Annotated in this window: 16 protein-coding genes; 7 read left to right on the top strand and 9 right to left on the bottom strand. The window is 45.8% G+C overall.

Going from position 1 to position 22,047, the window contains the following annotated elements:
- The first annotated feature begins 183 nt into the window (after positions 1–183).
- Positions 184–3,396 carry a T9SS type A sorting domain-containing protein gene (locus tag FBF61_RS05175; protein ID WP_138476078.1) on the top strand — a complete coding sequence of 1,071 codons (3,213 nt, stop codon included), beginning with the start codon at positions 184–186 and terminating at the stop codon, positions 3,394–3,396.
- Between the two features lie 267 nt (positions 3,397–3,663).
- Here FBF61_RS05175 and FBF61_RS05170 read toward each other — a convergent pair whose 3' ends face one another.
- From FBF61_RS05170 to FBF61_RS05155, 4 genes are all read right to left on the bottom strand, one after another.
- A complete protein-coding gene (locus FBF61_RS05170; RefSeq protein ID WP_138476077.1) occupies positions 3,664–5,082 on the bottom strand; it encodes a porin family protein in 1,419 nt (472 codons plus the stop codon).
- A 132-nt stretch (positions 5,083–5,214) separates the two neighbouring features.
- Complete coding sequence (locus FBF61_RS05165; protein WP_138476076.1) at positions 5,215–5,658, bottom strand: Rossmann-fold NAD(P)-binding domain-containing protein; 444 nt, start codon at positions 5,656–5,658, stop codon at positions 5,215–5,217.
- An 84-nt stretch (positions 5,659–5,742) separates the two neighbouring features.
- A complete protein-coding gene (locus tag FBF61_RS05160; protein WP_138476075.1) occupies positions 5,743–6,795 on the bottom strand; it encodes a response regulator in 1,053 nt (350 codons plus the stop codon).
- Positions 6,788–7,981, bottom strand: a complete 1,194-nt coding sequence (locus tag FBF61_RS05155) for a PAS domain-containing sensor histidine kinase (protein ID WP_138476074.1) — start codon at positions 7,979–7,981, stop codon at positions 6,788–6,790. The genes FBF61_RS05160 and FBF61_RS05155 overlap by 8 nt, the downstream gene beginning before the upstream one ends.
- A gap of 502 nt (positions 7,982–8,483) precedes the next feature.
- Between FBF61_RS05155 and FBF61_RS05150 the strand changes: the two genes are divergently transcribed.
- Positions 8,484–9,779, top strand: coding sequence for a T9SS type B sorting domain-containing protein (locus FBF61_RS05150; protein ID WP_138476073.1), 1,296 nt, complete (start codon positions 8,484–8,486; stop codon positions 9,777–9,779).
- A gap of 50 nt (positions 9,780–9,829) precedes the next feature.
- Here FBF61_RS05150 and FBF61_RS05145 read toward each other — a convergent pair whose 3' ends face one another.
- Positions 9,830–10,711 carry an FkbM family methyltransferase gene (locus FBF61_RS05145; protein WP_138476072.1) on the bottom strand — a complete coding sequence of 294 codons (882 nt, stop codon included), beginning with the start codon at positions 10,709–10,711 and terminating at the stop codon, positions 9,830–9,832.
- Positions 10,712–10,871: 160 nt separating this feature from the next.
- Here FBF61_RS05145 and FBF61_RS05140 point away from each other — a divergent pair, with 160 nt between their 5' ends.
- Positions 10,872–11,516: a class I SAM-dependent methyltransferase gene (locus FBF61_RS05140; protein ID WP_138476071.1), complete on the top strand. Its 645-nt coding sequence runs from the start codon at positions 10,872–10,874 to the stop codon at positions 11,514–11,516.
- Between the two features lie 324 nt (positions 11,517–11,840).
- On the opposite strand, the gene FBF61_RS05135 is transcribed toward FBF61_RS05140, so the two are convergent.
- The 4 genes from FBF61_RS05135 to FBF61_RS05120 form a co-directional block, all read right to left on the bottom strand.
- Complete coding sequence (locus FBF61_RS05135) at positions 11,841–12,575, bottom strand: hypothetical protein (RefSeq protein WP_138476070.1); 735 nt, start codon at positions 12,573–12,575, stop codon at positions 11,841–11,843.
- A gap of 271 nt (positions 12,576–12,846) precedes the next feature.
- Positions 12,847–13,728 (bottom strand): helix-turn-helix domain-containing protein, encoded by an 882-nt coding sequence (locus tag FBF61_RS05130; protein WP_138476069.1) that lies wholly within the window; start codon positions 13,726–13,728, stop codon positions 12,847–12,849.
- On the bottom strand, positions 13,729–14,700 hold the full coding sequence (locus tag FBF61_RS05125) for an aldo/keto reductase (protein ID WP_138476068.1): 972 nt from the start codon (positions 14,698–14,700) through the stop codon (positions 13,729–13,731).
- A gap of 62 nt (positions 14,701–14,762) precedes the next feature.
- The gene (locus FBF61_RS05120) at positions 14,763–15,299 is read right to left on the bottom strand and encodes a hypothetical protein (protein WP_138476067.1); all 537 of its coding nucleotides are present in this window, start codon (positions 15,297–15,299) and stop codon (positions 14,763–14,765) included.
- A gap of 191 nt (positions 15,300–15,490) precedes the next feature.
- On the opposite strand from FBF61_RS05120, the gene FBF61_RS05115 reads away from it, so the two are divergent.
- The 4 genes from FBF61_RS05115 to FBF61_RS05100 all read left to right on the top strand — a co-directional run bounded on the left by FBF61_RS05115 (position 15,491) and on the right by FBF61_RS05100 (position 22,034).
- A complete protein-coding gene (locus tag FBF61_RS05115) occupies positions 15,491–16,534 on the top strand; it encodes a PDDEXK nuclease domain-containing protein (RefSeq protein WP_138476149.1) in 1,044 nt (347 codons plus the stop codon).
- Between the two features lie 199 nt (positions 16,535–16,733).
- On the top strand, positions 16,734–17,324 hold the full coding sequence (locus tag FBF61_RS05110) for an RNA polymerase sigma factor (RefSeq protein ID WP_138476066.1): 591 nt from the start codon (positions 16,734–16,736) through the stop codon (positions 17,322–17,324).
- A gap of 132 nt (positions 17,325–17,456) precedes the next feature.
- A complete protein-coding gene (locus tag FBF61_RS05105) occupies positions 17,457–18,440 on the top strand; it encodes a FecR family protein (protein ID WP_138476065.1) in 984 nt (327 codons plus the stop codon).
- A 171-nt stretch (positions 18,441–18,611) separates the two neighbouring features.
- On the top strand, positions 18,612–22,034 hold the full coding sequence (locus tag FBF61_RS05100; protein WP_138476064.1) for a SusC/RagA family TonB-linked outer membrane protein: 3,423 nt from the start codon (positions 18,612–18,614) through the stop codon (positions 22,032–22,034).
- Positions 22,035–22,047 lie beyond the last annotated feature (13 nt).

Genomic DNA, 22,047 nt, shown 5'->3' with positions numbered 1-22,047 from the left:
TACCCTGATCTCCCCTGATCGCTACGTAGAAAACAGCTAAAGATCTGTTGCTCCAAACTGGCCGTCTTGCCAGCTCTCTGCCGGAAACCCGGAATTCAAGCATCTTTATTATCAAGGTTATGCACCAGATACCCCTATACTCCATAGGTGCATCCGTTCATCGAACTATTTTACTCAACAACTATGAAGTTAAATCGATGTTATTTCCAAAAAATCGTTTGGGTCCTTGTTTTCATGTCTCTGAGCCTGGCCGATGCCAGGGCACAGGAGTGGGATGAGATTATGAAAAGCGTAGCAAGTGACAGGATCAACTATGTTACTGTGCGAAGGCAGGCGTTCGACCGGTATGCGTATTCCGTTTCCGTTTCGGGCAACTATGCTGTGGTTGGTTCACTTGGAAGCGGGCCAGTGCTGGATGGATTCTATACTCCGGAGGGCCTGGCCTATATTTTACAAAACGTTGGCGGGAGCTGGAAACAGGTGAAGATCATCAGGTCGCCGACGGTAGACCAGGACCCCAGCTATTTTGGCACCACGGTTGCCATCAGCGGGGACTATGTGATCGTGGGGGCACCGCAGCGTGACGAAGATTCTGTGAATGTATCGACAACGACGTTGACTAATACCGGGGCGGCGTTTATTTATAAAAAAGACCAGGGCGGGCCCAACAAATGGGGACTGGTCAAAAAATTGAATGCGTCCTATAAAAACGGGGACGAAGAATTTGGTGTATCCGTTCATATCAACGGCGATTATGCCATCGTGGGCGCGCATCGGGAGTCAGAGGATGCAGCCGATGACAGTCCGCTAAGCCATGCGGGGGCGGCTTACATTTTCAAGAAAAACCAGGGCGGGACAGACAACTGGGGCGAGGTCAGGAAGATTACGCCGCCCGACCGTGCGGCCGGCGATAATTTTGGGAAAGCCGTAGCGATTACTGGAAATTATGCGATCGTAGGTGCACCGTTCAGCGATGCTGCCGGCGCGGCCTATATTTTCAGGGGCGATAACGGCGGAGCGGACAACTGGGGCTATTCAGCACGGCTGGTGTCGGAGGGCCATATCGATGGAGAGTCTTTTGGTGCGTCGGTTGCGATATCCGGCGATCATGCGGTGGTGGGCGCGCCAACCCGGACCGCGCTTAACGGACCTGGCGACGATGCAGCGAATGCGGGGGCTGCCGGTGTTTTTATAAAAGATGATTTAAATCCCGATGCCTGGACTTTGGTCAGGGAGATAACCTCTGAAGACGAGGGGCATCAGCTCGGATTGGCAGTAGCTATCGATGGAGCATATGCCCTTGTTGGTGCCCCCGGAACGGCCCCGGTCAGCGGCGGGAACCTGGGCACGGTCTACGTACTTTGGCAAAACCAGGAGGGCAGCGGCGCCTGGGGTATCATAACTGAAATTACTGCCACCAGAACCGGTTCGGCAAGTGACAACGACCTTTACGGATCAGCGGTTGGTATCAGCGGAAGTACTGTGATTGTCGGTGCAAAAGAGGATGGAACCTACAAGGAAGGCGCAGCCTATGTTCATGAACAAACCCAGGGTGGGGCCAATAACTTCGGGCAGCTAGCCTCTCTCATGCCCATGCACTCTGACTTTCAGGACTATTTCGGGCATGCAGTGGCGGTGAGCGGCAATTATGCAGTTGTGAGCGCCGTATCCGACACGGAAGATGAAAACGGGCAGAACCGTATTGTTGGTGCAGGCTCCGTTTACATATTTTTCAATAACTCGCAGAACTGGCAACAAATAAAAAAGATGGTGGCTACTGACCGCGTGCTGGGAACAGGATATGGAGTCTCCGTCGCCATCAGTGACAGCTACATCGCAGTTGGCGCTGCTGGCGGAAAAGCTGTCTATTTATATGGGAAGGATACGGGCGGTGCCGGCAATTGGGGCCTGATCAAGAAAATCGAATCGCCCAGCGAAGTGGACGATGGCTTTGGAACGTCGGTGTCGGTCAGTGGGAATTACCTGCTGGTAGGAGCCCCGCGCTACAGCTATGACGAGAATGGAAGCCCCATTTTTTTAGGAGGATTTGCACATTTCTATCAGAAAGACCAGGGCGGGACCGGAAACTGGGGTTTGGTCAGATCCATTCAGGCACCGGTCCATAACACCTTCGACAATTTCGGGTATGCGGTTTCGATGGATGGTGAATATGCGGTGATCGGTGCGCTCAGCGAATCCGGAGATGGGGCCGGAGCTAATCCTTTGAATGGTGCAGGAGCTGCCTATGTGGTGCAGATGAATACAGGCGGAGCGAACAATTGGGGACTGGTGAAGAAAATTGTTGCGGACGAGATGGTTGAATACGCGAATTTTGGCTCGTCTGTCTACATTCAGGGGGATCACATTGTCGTCGGCGCTCCCGGTGACTTTGCTAATGTTCAGAACGGCGGCACGCCGGCAACATTCAATGCGGTAGGGGCGGCCCATGTTTTCAGGAAGGACCAGGGTGGGGCCAACAATTGGGGATTTGTAAAAAAACTCACTGATCCTTCCCCTAATGAAGATCAGGGTTTTGGATCCTCCGTTACGGTCAATGGTGATCACATCCTTATTGGTTCTCCCAAAGCGGACGACGGCATCAGTCCCGGACCAGGCTTTGCGCCTACGGATGGAGGCGTCGTTTTTATTTTTAGAAAAAATGATGGTGGTAATGATAACTGGGGATTGTTCCAGGAACTGATGGGCTCCGATTATACCCATGTAGACCGGTTCGGGGCAGCGGTGGCAGCCAGTGGCAGAAACCTTGTCGTCGGAGCTCCTTTGGTGGATACAGATGAACAAAGTGCCGATTACCTTTATGATGCCGGCGCCATTTACTTTTTTGACAATGAGGATTCCAGCCTGCCTGTTGTGCTGGCCAGCTTCGCAGCCAGAAAAAGTGAGAATTCTGCCCTTTTAACCTGGGAAACTACAGCGGAAACAAATAGCGGTTTTTATCAGGTTCAGCATAGCAGGGATGCAATTAACTGGGAAGAAATCGGTAATGTGGCCGCTTCCGGAGAGAGCAACACAGCCTTGACCTATTCTTTCAATCACGACGCCCCGTTCGAAGGGATAAACTTCTATCGTCTCAAAATGGTCGACCTGGACGGGACATTTGCATATAGCGTAATCAGAAACCTCTCATTTGGCGAATTTTTGGCTGCTAAAATTTATCCAAACCCGGCTTTTGACAGAGTATACTTAAAGAATGGAAGAATCGGCGATATTGAATCTGTCAGCGTGGTCAATATGCAAGGCAAAGAGGTCATACGTCTTGCAAGTCCGGGACGTGAGGGTTTTTCAGTTCAACAGCTGGTAGCAGGTAAATATGTCATCCAATTCCGGCTCAAAGACGGGAGAAGCCATTTTCAAACCGTGGTTGTATCCCGGTAAGTCGTTTTTCGCGCGTAAAGAGGCTTTTTTGCAAGTACCGACAGCCGATATGTAAGATTCGGCTGTCGGCTTGCAGTAACCTGACAAAGCCCCGGATCACTTTGTGCGAACCACTTTGCGTTTATTTAATAGCTTCTTCCTGTTTGGTTCTGTAATCTCTAACCTAAGCTTTTCGGAACCCAGATAGCCTTGCGTCCTTTCGGCCTGCACGAGATGATTTACATCGATAATGAGAGATTTGGATCACATGCCTCACTATCGGACAAGTTACAACTTCAGTCCAATTGTTGCCCGTAACACATTGTTTTTGGTGCTGTTATCTTTAAATAGAGGGCTCATTCCCCATTCATGAGAAAAATCAAGCGTTATGAGTCCAAATTCAAGTCCCAATCCTGCATTCACGCCATAAGAATATTCTTCGATGTTGTCTTTTGAAAACTGGGCCAAGTCATTTTTATCGACTGACAAAACATATGTGCCGGTGGCGCCTGCTTTGACATTCATTTTGAAGAACCCTTTATTGGCTTTTGTAAGATAAAGACCTAACAAAACCGGGACTTTCAGCGAGTGTATCCTCGGGCCGGTTAAGAGCGGGGCAGTGGATATGCTGTCTTCACTGGTAAACCGCATCGAGGAGCTGAAATAATGTGCGCCGGGCTGGACGAAGAATCTTTTCGCGTGGATCCGGAAATCCAGTCCTGCGTTCCAGCCGGTACGGCCGTCTGCTTTGCCCTCGTTCAGGTCTGTTTTAAAGTTGGAGGCGTGGATACCTACCATCGGAATTACCCATAAGCCCGAATTGCGCGGGGATTTTTCACCAAAACGCTGACGGAAGCTCATTTTTTCAGACGATACAGATGGATTGTCATCCGCATCATAATCTGGCTCGTTTATATCACTTTCAGATAACCGGTTTTGCGACTTTCCGAACCGATTGTTTGCATTAGTCTCACTTTGTCGTTTCCAGGCTTTAAAATCTTCAAAGTCTTGTGAGTCCTGGCGGTTCAGGCCAGCAACTTCACTTGCCGGAACTGCGGCGGGCAAACTGCCTGACTGGTCGTAACCCGGGGAGATAATGTTGTTAATGATAATGGTAGGTTGCCCAGGCTGCTGCGGATAACTCCTGTAAGTGGATTCAATCACTCCCTGAGCGATGCCCGGCGCGGGAGGTGCGGTTTGGCGTTCATTGCTGACAGCTTGCGGCTGCGTCGCCGGCTGCCCAACAGGTGTTTCTACCTGAATACCCGTGGCGCCTGACTTAGACTCTTCTTCGGGAATTTGTTTTTTTAGGGATTCGATTTCCTCTTGGAGTTCCTGGGCCTCATCAGCGGCTTTCCGGGCTGCTTTGGCGCTTCGTTCTGCATTTCGTGCTGATTTGTAAGCTTGATTTGAAAGCTTTTTGTTCTGAGGTTTTTTTTGAAGCTCATCGGCCAAACTTTGGTTCTCGTTTGCCATTGTTTGCGCTTTTGCCGACTTGTTTTCGGCATCGACACGTTTTTCTGCAAGCTCGTTTTCTAATTTGGCCAGCTCGATTTTCCGCTCGTTCTGTTTGACATCGGCCTCAAGGTCGCTCTTCTGTGTTTTGAGCACATCCATAGAGTCTCTGGAAACCAGTTGTGCGTTTGAGGGGAATGCTGAAAGTAGCATAGCAAATGCATACACTGCCATGAATTGAATTTTTTTCATCTGTTTGTTGAGTTGTATTATCTAAAAATTAAGCTGTGAAGTCGACGAGCTGATGGGCTTATCTTTTCCTCATTACGGATCAAATTTCGTCAGGTAGAAGTCCTCAAATAGTGACGAGCATCACACTTTTCCTTAATCCTGGGCACCCGCTTTGGGAACGTTTTCCGCCTGCCAGAGGTCGAGGTTTTTGACGGTCTGCTCTGCTAGCCGCTGTAAGGCTTTGGTGGTGGGAAAAGCATGATGCGGTCTGGTTGACACATTTTCATCAGGCTGTGGCGAAACTGAGCCTAAATTGGCTAACCTAATTCCTTTGGAAGCTGCGGCAGCCTGGTCAATATGGTCCATACCTGATGACCTGCTTGCCATATACTTGACCCCAAGGCTTGCTAATTTGTTTATAATGAGAGCAGAAACATCATCACTGGCAGAGACAAGCACCGCATCCTTCCCTTTCGCGTAGTCAGCGGTCTGAATGGTCAGTGCATTGGATATCAGAGTGATATCGTGTTTTTTTTGATTGGCTTTCGCCAAAAATTCTTTTTCAAACGGCTCAATACTATATGCTACTACTTTCATTTTCGGGTACTTCAATGCGACACGAATTTACCCGCAGTAAGTGGTTAAGCATTTAACCTCAATCACGCATTGTTGTGACGCTTGTCAGTTTTTCATCATAACCAGGCGATTGCTATCCAAAATCTGAATAAGGCTTGCTTTTTTTGAAATGAGTCCTTCAATTTGAAAATCACCCAATGTCCGGCTGACCGTTTCAGAAGCGATCCCTACCATGGAAGCCAGCTCATCACGTGATATGAAATCCAGTGACTCGTTCGATGTCTGTTTGCTTAATCGCAAAAGCGCATTTGCCAGTCGTTTTCTGACCGAATGGTAAGCAAGGTCTACCAGCTGGTCTTCTTTCAGACGGATATCATTGGAAAGAATTTTCATAAACTGGTTCCCAATGAGGGGGTACAGGTTCAGGAGAGAAACGACCGATTCTTTTTGCAGCAGGCATACCGCAGTATCTTCCACTGCCAACGCTGTTTCACTGAATGGTTCGTCCAGCAACATCGCATTGATACCCAGGTAGTCATCCGTGTGGTAGAGCCCGGTAATCAATTCCCGGCCATCGCTGGCTTGTTTGAGCGTTTTCAGGCATCCTTCCAGCACCAGATAAACGCCAAGTGGCTGGTCGCCTTCATAATAAAGCACTTGTTTCTTTTTTACATGCCGGATTTTCCGGTTTGTGATCAATTCCTGCAATTCAGCTTTTCCGCTTTGTGAGGTAGCGGTCAGCTTTACCAGGTTTTGCAATGTTCTGCTATAAAAAGCCTTTTGTTTTTGTTCTTTTTTAAGCCTGCCTTCTATGGCATTGAGCAGTTCAATGTCATCAAAAGGCTTGGTCAAATAATCGTCGGCGCCCATTTCCATTCCCTTCCTGAAATCGACACGCTCCGCCCTGGCAGTCAGGAAAATAAAAGGGATCGAATCGGTATCCGGGTTTTTACTCAACAGATATAAAACTCCGTACCCATCCAGCTCGGGCATCATGATATCACATAGGATCAGGTCGGGCCGGTGGCTTCCTGCCATTTCAACACCAGTTTTCCCGTTGCCTGCCTGCATCACTTCATAGCCCGAAAATTCAAGGATTTCAGCGGTGCTTTCCCGGATATCGTCATTGTCCTCGATAATCAATATGGATTTATTCATGGCTTTGTGGAAATGAAAGTGTAAAAGCGGCACCCTGGTTAATTTCGCTTATAAATTGCAGCTGGCCATTCATGAGTTTCGCGTACCGCTCGACAATGTTCAGGCCCAGGCCCGTTCCTGGAATTGTGCCGGTGTTGTGCGCACGAAAAAATGCTTCAAAAAGATGTTTTTGGTCATTTTGTGGTATCCCGATTCCATTGTCCTTAATGACCACCTTCAATTGGGTAGGGGTAATCTCGGTATTGAATTCAATAAAAGTATTTTCCCCCGAATATTTGATCGCATTGCTGATCAGGTTAACAATGGCATTTCGGAGCAGCGCCTGGTCTATCCGGACATCGCTCGACAAGCCGGTATGCTGGTAAATGATCTGTTGGTTTAGTTTGGCAATCATCTGCATCTCCTCGGTGATCTCCTCCGAAAATCCGACAATGTCAAAATGCGTCGGAACCGCCTTAAATTCACCTGCTTCCAGTTTTTCCAGCGATAGAAAATCATTTAAAATTCCCGTGAGGCTGCTGACAGAAACTTTTATTTTGCCGACATGTTTCGAGATCCCCGGATGAATACAGTCCCCTGCATATTTTTCAATCAGGATCGCCGACAGCTGGATGGAGCTCAACGGTGTGCGAAATTCATGAGAGGCCATTGAAACAAAGCGGCTTTTGAGCTGGCTAAGCTCCATCTCCTGCTCCAATGATCTGCTTACTTTCGCTTTGGCTTCTTCCAGGGCCGTGATAGATTCTTCCAGCAGCCGCGTACGCTGGCTGACCTGTTCTTCCAGGCGTGAGGCGTATTCTTTAAGACTTTCTTCCGCCTGTTTTTGCTTGCTGAGATCATGTATGAAGCCCGTATAGATTTTCCGTCCCGAATACTGGACTTCGCTGATTCCCAATTGGAACGGAAACACGACCCCTGATTTCCGTAATCCTTTCACTTCGCGGCCGATGCCTAAAATGTGGGGCTCCCCGGTGTGTTGATAATGTCGAATGTAGCCGTTATGCCGGTCTCTGTCGGGCCCCGGCATCAGGACGGAAACATTCTTGCCAATCACTTCGTCGGGCTCATATTCAAACAACTTGCATCCGGCCGGATTAATGGATTCAATGATGCCTTTTTCATCGATTGTGATAATTCCATCTATGGCATTATCAATGATGGCTTTTAAAAGGGCAGTATTTTCCACGAAGTTTAGGCGCAAGCCGACGGTATGATGTAAGGTAGGTAAATAATAGGTGGTTTAGTGATCATCCTCGTAAGCAAAAAATGATGGGCTCAACTTGCTTTGCAGTCTTAGTTACCTCGTATGATCCCGCCATCGAAGACTCTGCCCGAATCAGAAATCTTTTCCCTGATCTGCCGACTAAACGAGAATGCCGAAATTTCAGCACCGGAAACGCACATTTAGTAATTGATACAATTGGTAAAATGTAATGAAACGAGCAATATTAGTTTAATCCGGTAGTATATTTGAACAATCGCAAAGTATATATCGAAGTCGAATTGCTCGTAAAGATCAATGTACTAAATGTAGCATGTTAAGGTGTTTTTGATTGGGTTTTAATAATCATGAACGAAATGCCTGATTGATCATTACTTTAAGAAGAAACCGACAATTTCATTAATTCTTGAAAATACGTTTTTAGAAAACGTATTTTTTGAGTACCTGACAAATATCCGGCACTAATATGCTTTCATTTCTTAAATGTTTATTTTACAATATTTTATACACTATAATTCTGTTTAGTTCACATACATGCCTTGCGCAAGTAAATCTCACTGATGGCTTAATTGGCTGTTATCCATTTAGTGGTAATGCAAATGATCTGAGCATTAAGGCTAACCATGGCGATATACACGGAGCAACACAAGTCGCGGATCGCTTTGGAATTTCGAATGCGGCCTACCGCTTTGACGGAATAGACGATTTTATTGAAATCAAGGCTGAACCTCTTCAACTTAATAATTTCACTTATTCCATCTGGGTCCGGCCCCATGTTTTGCCAGCTTATGGGCAGGCCCTATTTTTCTTTTCGGTCGGAAGCGACTACGGAGATCAGCATATTTTATTTGGTGATCATTATTCAAACGACCGGCATACCGGGCTTTCACATGGCAGCTATCTGGGAGTTGCTAATAATATCTTGTGTACAGAGCCATCAGTTCCACCGATCGATGTATGGTATCATCTGGTTTTAATTAAAACCGATACTGATTATCACCTTTATGTCAACAACAAAATTGTTTGTTCGAATAATGTTAACGGGGGGAAAGCTTTTTACGGTACAAGCGTGGTGAGAGCCATTATAGGTGCACGTAACAACTATGGTCAGGCTTCAAATGCTACTATTGACGACATACACATTTACGATCGGGCTATAAATGTAAAAGAAGTTGAGGCGCTTTATACCGGTACCGCACCAGAAGAACCTGCAGCCGGAAATATCGTTGCTGATGTACCCAGGATTTGCGCAGGTGATCAAGTTACCTTTAAGCTGAGCCCGAATGTTCAGGACGCAAAATTTAAGTGGTTGATTAACAATGTAGTGATAGCTGGCTTTGAAACCAATGAATTATTTTTCGAGACATCAGAAGGTTCCGATTACAGCATGAACGTAACTGCGGAGGTATCCTTCGAGGAGTCCTGCTTTCCTAAAAATGAATTTCTAATTAAAAATGAATTTAAAGTATTTGACTGTACAAAACCAACTAGTGAGCCCAAGCAACTATTCGTTCCGAACATTTTCACCCCGAACAATGATGGGAGAAATGATACTTGGGAGATTATCAATGCAAGTGAATACAAAAATTTTGAAGTACGGGTATATAATAGGTGGGGTGAAGTTGTTTTTTACTCAAAAGAATACTCACACCCCTGGAATGGCATTTACAGGGGTGCGTTGGTTCCCTCGGGAGTCTACACATTTAAGATTACGTCTGATCGTCAACTAACTAAGACTGGAACGATCACTATCATTTACTGAAAATAACATAATCTAATAGATTCAACGTTAGCCTTCGGACAAAATGATTTTTAGATTAAGATACCGTTCAAGCGGATCTTCCGTGCTGTTTGCAATCGTTTTTCAACAAAAGCATAATCGCGAACATAAATTGTATTTTGTGGATTTGTTTCACTTAGGGGCCGAAGTTTCTTATCACTTGGTGTATAGTCAAAAGGACTAAATCCTGAGGCGATCAATTCATTATGAATGTAGTTTTGGCCAAAGTCATATTTATCTGAAAGACCATTCGTTTCTATGATAATAACCTTTAACTCTGGCTTTTCCAGAATTTTGATAGCACCTCTTATCACATTAGCTTCGAAACCTTCAACATCAATTTTCAAGAAGGTTGGTGCTGTGTCGGCCAGACTGATGTCCAGCGTAGTGACATCCACCTGCATAGTCGATCCCTTGAATCCGGGTTCTTGAATGACATGATTGATTGCGTCTAACGAATCCGAAAATAATATTTTCTCTGCTTTATCTCCAACACCCAAATTCAGCAAACGGACTTTATGATTAAGGTCGTTATAATCCACATTTCGTTTCAATTTGCCAAATGTTGACGGAATTGGCTCATATGCGATTGAAAACGAGCCAGCCACTCCGGATGCTAATATCGAGTATACACCTACATTTGCTCCTACATCGACGAAAACGTCATCCTCACGCAGGAAGTGCATCAGAAATAACATTTCATTCAAGTCATATAAACCAGTATAAATTTGAAGTTCAGCACTGGCCATACCTTTTTCCACTATTAGAAAGGTATTTTCTATAAACGGATATACAATAGGAAAGCGGTGCAAACGAATTAATATCCCCCTTTTCAGAAAACGAATCAGGGCCGTAACTTTACTTCCCTGATTAAGTGGATGATTTAGAATCGTTTGAATAGTTTTCAGCTTCATGGAAAAGGGCAAATAGGGTACAGTAGGGATGCTACGGATATTTGGACACTAAATGTATTATATTTGGGTCACAACTTACCTAACTTATAGTTGGTAATCATTAGAAATTTATTACAATGAGTATGTTATACTCAATTACCGCAAGTATCTGAGGCAAAAAATGATGCAATTTATTAAAAAGATCGGCTGGGCCACGATAAAAAATATAGGGTTGGGTGGTAGTGTCCATCTACATGAGGAAAGTGCTCTGAAACAGTATGGATGGTTTGATAGCTTCAGATTGAAAGAGTCGATAGACGCAGATGGAAACCCCATTCCTTGGTACACATATGCATTCAAGAATTTTCTAGAACAACGTTTGAAGGATGATTTTGAGGTATTTGAATACGGATCTGGAAATTCAACAAGATGGTTCGCGCAAAGGGTGAAGAGAATAACTGCTGTCGAACATGATAAATCATGGATTGCTGAAATAAGTGCTAAGCTTCCCGATAATGCCAGTATCATATCAAAATCATTAGGCTCCTCTTACACAGAAGCCATTTTTCAAGAAAATAGGAAATTCGACATTATAGTAGTGGACGGGCGAAATAGGGTGAAGTGCGCTCTGTATGCGGCAGATTTCCTCAAACCTGAAGGAGTTTTAATATTGGATAATTCGGAAAGACCATGGTATCAGCCAATAAAGGATACTTTGGAAGGTAGTGGATTTAAGAAATTAGATTTCTGGGGAATGGGGCCAATCACAAATTCTGAGTTTTGCTCCACTATATTCTATAGAAAAGAGAATTGCTTCGGTATTTGAAGCTTTCAATTAAAATACTGCTGAGAGCACCTCAATCTAAGCAAAAGTGATACCGGCTTGACGATATTTCGAGGTGAGGTAACTTATTGATTTTTTAAATGTTAGTGATTATCGTATTGTTAATCATATTCGCGTCTGACGTGTTGTTCCCAGTGCCAGTTCAGTAATTAATACCCAAGCAATAGCTATCTCAATTCCTTGAAACAACAATTGCAATGTATAGGAAAATCAACGTGAAATATTTGGGTTGCAGAAAGTTGTAGATCAAATGCCCGTTGGGAAGAATGATAAAATTATTTTACTATCCCCAACGGGCATTTTTAATTAATCGAATGGAACTGGTGCGGCTGTTGCGTCAAGATCCAGCCAATTTCCCTTTGAAACAGTTCCATCTGTGTACCACGTATAAACAGCGTTGCTGTGAGCTCTATCAATGCCTATTGCGATAATTTGTGAATAGGTCTTACCAGGCGGAAGCGAATAGCTTCTGGGCGCTGTCAGATTATAAAGGTGTGTATGGTTTAGGCTTCTCCCGACTGAGACCTTTCCGTCGTTAAACCATGTGAAAAGCTTTCCGCTAGCATCCACTGACATACCGACAATATTACTTGGATTGTATCCTGTAGGACAAAAGTAGGGCGTTGCGGTAGTGTGAAAAGACAGGTCGTTAGAGATACCCGAGGTCACCGTTCCGTCATAGTAGTAGGCATAGCATTTATTAACCCCTCCGCCCTCAGGAGCATAAATAACGGTTTCAACAATATCACTTGGAATCTTTCCGGCCAGTACAGAAAAAGGATATGAACTGGAGCCAGGTGGATCGGTATCATTGAAGTTTCCAAAAATTGCAAAACCTTGAGTACTCCAATAGTAAAATTTTGAATTCTGTGCTGACCAGTCAACGGCAACAATGTTAGTTGAATTATCAAATTTAAAAGCGCTGAACTTGTTTTTTGAAGTTTGTTTACTAAGCGCATCTTCAACATCCTGCTCTTTTTGACAAGAGCTAAAAAGCATCGTAGCAGCTAATAGTCCAAAGAGCATCACAGATTTTCTCATAATTAATTTGTTAAGTCAGCAGCAATATTGCCATGCAATGATATAATGTTAATTATGATGGTCTAATATTATAATGATATATTTTTTTTAAAGTTATTAAACGGATTTTGTTTGGAAACTGAACAGCAAGATATCATTTTTAAACACGGACGTATTGCTAAATCCGTAATATGCATTTCGCGGGTTGTATTCTTTGAACGAATGGAAGTGAATGATTAAAAGTATTTCGCCATTTTCGGTGGGCAGCCTTTTTTTGTTGGAAAACCGATGCCTAAGCAGGGCCGGGATGTTTCGGGGGGGCGTTGTTTGAAGTGAAATTGCCGCTGCCTGCCAGTGAAAGACCACCGTTCAGCGCCGTGGGCGCCATGCCGAACTTTTTCTTGAAGGAACGTGAAAAATGAGACAGGCTTTCAAAACCCAGGTCGAGGTAAATGGCCGAAGGTTTTTCATGCTTGGTTTCGATGAGGTGCTTTGATTCGGTCAGCCGTTTGTCTTGCAGCCAGTGACGCGGAGGCGCGCCGAATGTTTTCAGGAAATCGCGTTTGAAGCCTGCCAGGCTGCGGCCGGTAAGCTGCGCGAATTTTTCAATCGGAACATTAAAATGAAAATTGCTGAGCATGAACCTTTCCAGGTTGATCTTATAGGGTTCTGAAAAGTCGAATAAAAAGTGACGAAGCCCGGGCAGGGCAAGCAGCAGCAATTTAACCCCTTCCTTCACTTTCAGGATACCCATTTCGTCTGTCATACCCGCTCCCGAATTTCGGGCGTAAGGAATAATCGATTGAAAATATCCCTGCAGGAATTCGTTGGTTGGAATCAGGAGGTTGGGCGGGCCGACGTATTTCTGACCTGCTTCAAGCTTTTCTTCCAACACAATCCTGCGCAACAGATCCTCCTGCAGGGATATCACAATAGTTTCATAATTGCCTCCTGGCAGCGGTGTTTTGGTGAGCGTACCCAGCTGGTTTCTGCCTATCAGCAGCATTTCTCCACCGGTCATCGAAATGGTTTGCGAAGAGGTTTCCAGGGTGAACTGTCCTGATACCTGAAATACTAAGGTATGGTGGTTCCAGAAACATACTTTCTCTTTCCGCTCAGCAGATAGGTAAGAATAAAAGATCACGCCTGGAAGGATTTCTGCTGGACTGGTCATTTAGCGTTGTAAGTAGGTACCGCCATGTATAGCGCCGATTGCAAAAGTAATGTTTAAGGTGTTCATTTCTTCCGGTGTAAATTCAATATGCATGGCTGCGATGTTCTCCGGCAGACGCGACCTGCGGCTCATGCTAACCAAAGGCATAATTTGCTCACCCTGTGCATTCACCCACGCGATGGCGAGCTGCGCTGGCGTGACACCTTTATCGCTGGCCACTTGCTTTAATACTTCTACTTTTTCCAGGTTGTTAATCAAGTTTTCACCTTTAAAACGGGAGAAATGGTTCCGGTAATCGTTTTCTGGAAGTGGAGCTTTTAGTTCGCCGGTCAACAAGCCTTCCGCAGTGTTCGCGAAGGCGATTACGCCAATGCTCAACTCCTTTGCCGTTGGCAGCAGTTCGCTTTCTATCTGACGATCAGCCAGCGAATAGCCGATTTCAAGCGCGCTTATCGGGTGAATGTCGTTGGCTTTGCGAAGTTGCTCAGCTGTGATTTCAGATACACCGATGTGACGCACCTTACCTTCTTTGATCAAATCGGCAACTGTTCCGATAATGTCTTCTACTGGTACGCTGTCATCCATTCTGCTGGGCTGGTACAAGTCAATCGTTTCAATACCCAAACGGTTCAGCGAGTAGTTGACGAAATTTTTGATCGCAATGGGGCGCAGATCCAGCCCCAGCCACTGGCCGTTGTGAAAGATAGCGCCGAATTTCACGCTGATGAATGCATCGTCGCGCCTTCCTTTAATGGCCTTACCTACCAGCATTTCATTATGACCCGCACCATAAAAGTCTCCGGTGTTCAAAAAATTAATTCCGCTGTCCAGGGCTTCATGGATTGTAGCAATGCTTTCTGTTTCATCTGGTGTATTGCCGCCCCATATCGAAGACATACGCATACAGCCCAAACCAAGTTTGGACACGAACGGGCCGCTGTGGCCCAACTGAATTGTTTTGAAGTTTTTCATGATACAAAGGTCAACCTTCATACCATGTCGTAAGTTGCTCCTACGGCTCAAATAATTAGTCCTTATGGCTCAGATGAACACGAGACTTGCAATTTTTTTTTAACGCCTGGCTTTTTTAACATTAACCAGATAACAGGTCCGGATTTCCAGTGGGACAGATCGACAATAGCAGCCTCGGGAACTACGGGGCCTCTTCCCCAAGGACGGGCGAAGGAATAGGATGGCCTGCGCGGGGAATCAGTTTCTTCTTCTTCCCGGACGGGGTCGTTGTGAAACACCGTGGACGTGGTTCCATTGGGATTAAAAACGACCGAAGTGTTACCATTGCGGAAAGCGGTGGAATGTGTGCCGTTAGGGTTCACGATGGTCGACGTATTGCCATTGTGAAAAGCAGTGGAATGCGTCCCGTTCGGATTCACGATGATCGACGTGTTGCCATTGTTGAAAGCGGTGGAATGCGTTCCATTCGGGTTCACAATGAGGGACGTACTGCCGTTATTGACGATATGAGAATGTGTCCCGTCCGGATTGACCACAACGCCCTGCGCTCGGGAAACCAGCGCGAGGCCCAGTATGGCCAATGTCAGTATCAGTTTCATGTGCTAGTGGCGATGATATGATGTAACCAATATAAACATAAAAAATGATTTGAAAAAGTGTATTAATCAAGTTTTTATAGTGGTGATATCGGGGGGAATTTGACTGTTGGTTGGCAGTCCTTTTTTTGATGAATGCTAAAAAAAGTGTTTTTTGCAAGTTATACTTATGTCAGATTTTGCAGTTGATCATAATGAAAGAGAAAAAAGGAGCACTATCGCACTTAGACGACTTGGAGTATGGAGAAATACTAAGCCAGGCGATTAACCAAATTCGCACAGCCCGTGTTCTGATTGCCAAGCAAATAAGTAGCAGCACCCAATCCGTTTATTGGAATTTAGGAAGATTGCTCTTTGAGAGACAATTGGAAGAAGGCTACGGCAGCGGTGTTGTGAAACAATTATCGATCGACCTGAAAACCGAGTTTCCGGATATGGGGTTGTCTCCGCGCAACTTATGGGATATGAAGCGCTTTTATGAGCGATATTATCAGGCAGAGGCAAAACTGCGACAGGCTGTCGCAGTTTTGCCTTGGGGGCATAATTTGCTATTAATCAATAAATTAAACGATGATTCGAAAATTGAATTTTATGCAAATGAAACCCTGACAAAAGGTTGGTCGAGAGACTTATTGCTGAATGCCATCAAAATGGACAATTACAGCCAGGTCCAAAATCAAATCAAAACACACAATTTCGACCAAACGCTGCCTACTGAACATGCTGACTATGTCAATGAAGTATTCAAAAGCACATACAATCTGGGATTTTTGGGCATTACCGAACCCGTCAAAGAGTTAGAGCTCGAAAACAGGCTTATCGCCAAAATCAGGGCTTTTATATTGGAGTTGGGCAAAGGTTTCAGTTTTATCGGTAACCAATATCGACTGGAATACAATAACAAGGAATATTTCGTAGACATGCTTTTCTTTCACAGAGGTTTACGTTCCCTGGTGGCGATCGAATTGAAAATTGGAAATTTTAAGGCGGAATTTGTAGGTAAAATGAATCTCTACCTTTCCTTACTAGATCGCCTTGAAAAGAGCGAAAACGAAAATCCATCCATAGGCATCATTCTCTGTGCGGACAAAGACCATCTTGATGTTGAAATAGCCCTGCAAGACATCAACAAACCCATAGGCGTAGCTGAATATCAACTTTTGTTGCCCAAGGAGGAATTGCAAACATTGGTACTGAATGAATTAAATGCGGTGAAAAAACAAAAGAATCTTCCGTGAACTCCCATCTCGTCTGACTGGCGAAGTTGAGGTCCGGGAGCGTGGCCGAAGCTTTCTCGTTTAAACTATAAATAAATCCCCAACACCCGCATTCACCCAATTTAATTCTTTCAAATATAATTTTCATAGAATTTGCTTTGCTTATCTTCGCACAATACTTTTAGGATAATTTTCCACCGAAGGTTAAAGCCGAAAAACAATGAGGGAGATATCCGCCGCAGAGGACAGCTTGCTGATGCTTCAAATCCGTGAGGGAAACAGGGAGGCTTTTGACGCGTTGTACCGGAAACACTGGAGGTTTGTGTACAATGCCGCCTATAAGCGGCTGGAAAATTACGATCAGGCCAAGGATATCGCACAGGATGTATTTATCCAGTTCTGGACGCAGCAGACGTCGCGCTCTTCGGCTCCCGCTATCGACAACCTGTCTGCCTACCTCTACGTCGCTGTCCGGAACAATGTGTTGAAATGGATGGAGAGCGAGAAGAAATTTGTGCCGATCCCCGACCTGCTTGTACAACTGGAAAGCCGCAGGGATGATGCCGACGCATTGATCCGGTACAATGAACTGCGCTTGGCTTTTGAATCTGTGGTAGAACAATTGCCTCAGCAGCAGCAGGTTATTTTCCGTATGCGCTACGATTACGAGCTTTCCAGCGATGAAATCGCCGATAAGCTGAATGTTTCCCCGAAAACGGTCCGTAACCAGCTTGGCAGGGCTTTGACGAAGCTGAAAACGGCGTTGCTGATGACAGTGGTTTGCATATCCTCCTTTTCTTTTGTGGCCTGAGAGGCGTTTTTTCAAAAAAATAAAAAAAAGTTCTTTTCCGCGTGGGCGGATTTTGGTTTTTCAGAACATACAGTTAACATCAGTTATTTCTATTGGTATTATCAGAATGTTCAAAGGATCAAAAGCCCTGACATGCAGCAAGAACAATTTTTAAAGATTCTGGAAAAATACCGGACGGGGAGAGCCACCAAGGAGGAAACCGACCTGATTAAAGCCTATTACAATGCATTTGAAATTCAGCCTGACATCCTGGATAGCTTGTCGGAAAGCGACCAGGAAAAACTGGAGCTGGAAATCAAACAATATATCGACGAACACACACCTGAAAAAGCGGAGGTCCGTTTTGCGGTGGCTGAACGTAAATTACCGGTATGGTCGGCCTATGCCGCGGCTGCACTTGTATTGCTTGTTTCTGCTTTTCTTTTTTTGAGAACGCATGAAAAAACAGAGCCTGAGATAGTATATGCAAAGAATAAGAAGGAGGCCAATCAACCCAATAATTTTGTACAGCTTCCCGACGGTAGCACGGTGATCCTTACCGCAGGCAGTAAAATCGATTATCCCAATTCATTTGACGATAAGAAAAAGCGGGAGGTATACCTTTCGGGGGAAGGGTATTTCGACATACAGCGTAATCCTGCAAAGCCGTTCATCGTGCACGCAGGCAAATTATCGACGACGGTACTGGGCACCGCATTCAACATCAGGGCGCTGCCCGGAGATGAAAGTATAACGGTAACCGTTACCCGCGGAAGGGTAAAAGTAAGCGACCAGAATAAAACTTTCGGCACCCTGACACCCGATCAGCAGATCACTTACAGTACCGTGAAACAGGAAGCCGTGCAGCAAAAGGTAAATGCTGAAAAAACGGTTGAATGGAAAATGGAGGACCTTTTGTTTGACGACGTGACGGTCTCCAATGCTTCCCGGCTGATCGAAGAGCGCTTCGGCGTGAAAATCCGGATCAACGGGGAAAGGCTGAAAACACAACGTTTCACCACAACTTTTGGAAAAGACGAAAACCTTGAAAGTGTATTGAAAAGCATTACCGAGTTCAACGACGCCAGGTATGAGCTGGATCCCGAGAAGAAAGAAGTCATTATTTCACCCAACTAAACCCTATTCGCCATGCACAATTATACTCCATAAAAAAGTGCTGCAAACTGTCGTCATATTGGAAGTATGAAAACAACTCTGCAGCACCGGCGCCGGTTCGGATACGAAGCGGCTGTGTTTAAAAGATCAAGTAACCTTTGCGGGATTTTCACTTAAAAACATGTCAAAAATATGAAAAATTCTACAACTGTAGAAGCTACGGGTGTGTTCGCCCGGCGCGTTCCTGTTAGAAAATTAAAGAAGCTTATGCAACTTTCACTGATTTTGTCACTGGCTGTTTTGGCGACTACCCAGCTCCTGAGCGCTTCTTCCCTGAAAGGGCAGAACCTGGAAACCTCGGAGGTGGAAATAGCGCTGAAAAACGGAACGCTCGTTGACGTGTTCCACCAGATCGAGCAGCAGACGCCTTTCCGGTTTATGTACCGCAAACAGGATGTAAAGCATATCGGTGAGCTGGAACTCAAAGGAAAGATCACCGTTGAAAAACTCCTTGCCAGGCTTCTGACACCCAATCGGCTGACATTCAAGCAAATCGATAAAAGGATATTGATCAGTGCATTGAAAGAAGCGCACCAGTCAGGAAGTGCCGATAAGCAGCCGCAGGATGCAGATGTTCCTATAAAAGGCAAGGTGACCGAAGAAAAAGGAGGCGCTTTGCCGGGTGTGAGCATTCTGGTCAAAGGCAGCCAGCGCGGCACGGTTACCGACGTAAACGGCGAGTATTCATTGGATATATCGGATAATGAAAGAGCAAGCGGCTCGCTTACACTTATTTTTTCCTTCGTCGGGTACGTACCCCAAGAGCTAATTGTCGGAAATAAGACTTCCCTGGACGTAGTATTGTTGCCTGACACGAAGGCATTGGAAGAGCTTGTTGTGGTGGGATATGGTACACAGAAAAAGACTTCTGTAACTGCTGCCATATCTTCTATGACAGGCAGCGAGGTTGCATCGACACCGATAACGAACCTGAGCAACGGGCTGGGCGGAAGAATGTCAGGCGTTATTTTTCGTCAGGGTTCGGGCGAGCCGGGCAGGGACGCATCCAGTATCTACATCAGGGGTATCGCCACGACCGGGAACAGTCAGCCGTTATTGGTGGTAGACAATATCCCACGGGCATTTCAGGATCTTGATCCCAATTCCGTTGAAAGTATCACGGTTTTAAAAGATGCGGCGGCAGTGGCACCCTATGGTGTGGCTGGTGCAAACGGGGTAATATTGGTTACTACTAAAAAAGGGAAAGCAGGTTCTCCGGCACTCACTTACAACGGCTACATGGGTTTTCAAAACCCGACCGTACTGACAAAATATCCCAATTCATTCGAATATGCGTCCCTGCTCAATGCGGCTTCCAGGAACGAAGGCCTGCCGGCGAAATACTCGGACGAGGATCTTCAGAAATTCAGGGATGGTTCTGATCCTGTGAATTTTCCCAACAATAGTCCGTGGGACCTGGTCAATAAAAATACGGCCCTCACGAGCCATAATCTGGAAATTTCGGGAGGTACCGATCTTGTACAATATTACGGAAGCCTTGGCTATCAGTATGAAGCGGGTTTGTTCGGCTCTACTTACCAGCATCGTTTCAACCTCAATTTCAGTCTGGATGCCCAGGTTACCAAAACCACCAAAATCTCACTGGGGCTGAAAGGCCGGGAGCAAAAAAACAATTATCCGTCGTCAACCACCGACAGGATGTTTATTACCATTACCAATGCCAATCCAACCTGGACGCAGATTTACCCCAATGGACTGGTCGGGAACCTGCTGGCTGGATTGATAAAAAGTGACGGTTACCGCAAAATCAATACCACACAAATCTTCTCCCAGCTTTCCATTGAGCAGGATCTGAGTTTTATAAAAGGGTTGAAACTCAAAGGTTCGGTAGCCTATGATCCAACTGCGACTTTTAATAAAAACTGGCTCACACCGATCCCCATCTGGGCCCCGAACCCGGCATCGCCAGGTCAATACAATGTCTCTTACGGCGAACGTGCCACCGCCGAACTGACCGAAGGATACATACGTGCGATGCAGCTCACATTCCAGGGAAGCCTGAACTACGCCCGCTCATTTGGCAAACATTATGTTGGTCTTCTGGGTCTTTTTGAGGCTAAAGGAAATGATCAGCTTACGTTTGGCGCAACGCGGAAAAACTTCGGGCTTACCATCGACGAGCTGAATATGGGAAGCTCAAACCAGGCGGATATATCCAACACGGGAAGTTCTTCCAGGGCCCGGCAGGTGGGGCTGGTTTATCGTGCCCAATATGATTATGACGGAAAATATCTCTTCGAAGCCAGCGGTCGGTATGACGGGAGCTACTACTTTGCGCCCGGCAAGAAGTTTGGCTTTTTTCCGGCATTTTCGCTCGGTTGGAGAATTTCTGAGGAGAATTTCATGAAAGGAAATGTGAATTGGATCAATAATCTTAAAATCAGGGCATCTTATGGAGAAGTAGGGGCACTGGCCGGCAGCGCATTTCAGTACCTGAGTACTTACGGCGTTTACGGCCCGGCTTATGTACTTGGAGGCAAGGCAGTTCAGGGGATCAGCGAGCGTGCCGAGTCCAATCCGAACATTACCTGGGAAAGAGCAAAGAAAACCGACATTGGCATAGAGGCAACGCTCTGGAAAGGTCTGGTCACGATCGAAGCGGACTATTTCTATGAAAAAAGATCCAATATGCTGACCACGCCCGACGTAACGGTTCCGGCCGAATACGGGATCGGGCTGAGCCAGGTGAATGCGGGCGTAATGGAAAACCGTGGGATCGACCTTTCGATCGGTACCGAATACAATGTCACCAAAGACCTGCATGTGTCGCTGACAGGCAATCTGACATTCGCAAAGAATACGTTGCTGAAAGTTTTTGAAACCGCCTCTACTTTTGGTAATCCAAACCGGAAAAGAACGGGCAGGCCGCTCGGTACGCAGTTTGGCTATCATTCACTGGGTTTCTTCCAGGTGGATGACTTCACAGAAACCGGCGCCTTGAAAGAAGGCATTGCGGTACAGCCGTGGGGGAAAGTGCTTCCCGGTGACATCCGTTATGAGGATATGAACAAAGATGGCGTGATCAATACGGACGATGAGACGGTGATCGGCAATCCGGATGTGCCGCAGATTATTTACGGGCTCATGCCTAATATTACTTACAAAGGACTGGCTCTGGATGTATTGTTTCAGGGCGCGGCGAAAACCAATTTTTACACCAGCTTATACTCCGCCTGGGCTTTTTACGGAGGGACTGTTCCGGTAAAAGAAAATCTGAACTACTGGACGCCAGAAAATACCAATGCTTTAAATCCCCGGATCACCAGCGCGCCTACGACTAACAACACACAGATGTCTTCTTTCTGGATGAGGAATTCGGGTTACCTGAGACTGAAAAGTGCGATGCTTTCCTATTCCATTCCTGCGAAGCTGATGAGCAAGGTACGTATGCAGAACGCCCGGGTTTTTGTTTCTGGCCAAAACCTGCTGACATGGACAAAAATCGTCAACTACGATCCTGAGAACATTGTCAGCTCGGGGCTCAATTACCCGCAGCAACGGGTGGTTTCACTGGGCATGAACGTTACGTTTTAATTCAACAGATCAA

This window comes from Dyadobacter bucti (genome assembly GCF_005869225.1).
In the GTDB taxonomy this organism is placed as follows: Bacteria; Bacteroidota; Bacteroidia; order Cytophagales; family Spirosomataceae; genus Dyadobacter; species Dyadobacter bucti.
The sequence above is the reverse complement of the archived record's forward strand: the minus strand, read 5'-3'. Positions and strand labels throughout refer to the sequence as shown.

Bases quoted from the DNA above. Each gene is read 5' to 3' on its own strand.
- FBF61_RS05165 (WP_138476076.1), bottom strand. From the start codon at position 5,658: ATGAAAGTAGTAGCATATAGTATTGAGCCGTTTGAAAAAGAATTTTTG.
- FBF61_RS05120 (WP_138476067.1), bottom strand. From the start codon at position 15,299: ATGAAACTGATACTGACATTGGCCATACTGGGCCTCGCGCTGGTTTCC.
- FBF61_RS05110 (WP_138476066.1), top strand. From the start codon at position 16,734: ATGAGGGAGATATCCGCCGCAGAGGACAGCTTGCTGATGCTTCAAATC.
- FBF61_RS05105 (WP_138476065.1), top strand. From the start codon at position 17,457: ATGCAGCAAGAACAATTTTTAAAGATTCTGGAAAAATACCGGACGGGG.
- FBF61_RS05115 (WP_138476149.1), top strand. From the start codon at position 15,491: ATGAAAGAGAAAAAAGGAGCACTATCGCACTTAGACGACTTGGAGTAT.
- FBF61_RS05135 (WP_138476070.1), bottom strand. From the start codon at position 12,575: ATGAGAAAATCTGTGATGCTCTTTGGACTATTAGCTGCTACGATGCTT.
- FBF61_RS05145 (WP_138476072.1), bottom strand. From the start codon at position 10,711: ATGAAGCTGAAAACTATTCAAACGATTCTAAATCATCCACTTAATCAG.
- FBF61_RS05125 (WP_138476068.1), bottom strand. From the start codon at position 14,700: ATGAAAAACTTCAAAACAATTCAGTTGGGCCACAGCGGCCCGTTCGTG.
- FBF61_RS05130 (WP_138476069.1), bottom strand. From the start codon at position 13,728: ATGACCAGTCCAGCAGAAATCCTTCCAGGCGTGATCTTTTATTCTTAC.
- FBF61_RS05140 (WP_138476071.1), top strand. From the start codon at position 10,872: ATGATGCAATTTATTAAAAAGATCGGCTGGGCCACGATAAAAAATATA.
- FBF61_RS05150 (WP_138476073.1), top strand. From the start codon at position 8,484: ATGCTTTCATTTCTTAAATGTTTATTTTACAATATTTTATACACTATA.
- FBF61_RS05170 (WP_138476077.1), bottom strand. From the start codon at position 5,082: ATGAAAAAAATTCAATTCATGGCAGTGTATGCATTTGCTATGCTACTT.
- FBF61_RS05100 (WP_138476064.1), top strand. From the start codon at position 18,612: ATGAAAAATTCTACAACTGTAGAAGCTACGGGTGTGTTCGCCCGGCGC.
- FBF61_RS05175 (WP_138476078.1), top strand. From the start codon at position 184: ATGAAGTTAAATCGATGTTATTTCCAAAAAATCGTTTGGGTCCTTGTT.
- FBF61_RS05160 (WP_138476075.1), bottom strand. From the start codon at position 6,795: ATGAATAAATCCATATTGATTATCGAGGACAATGACGATATCCGGGAA.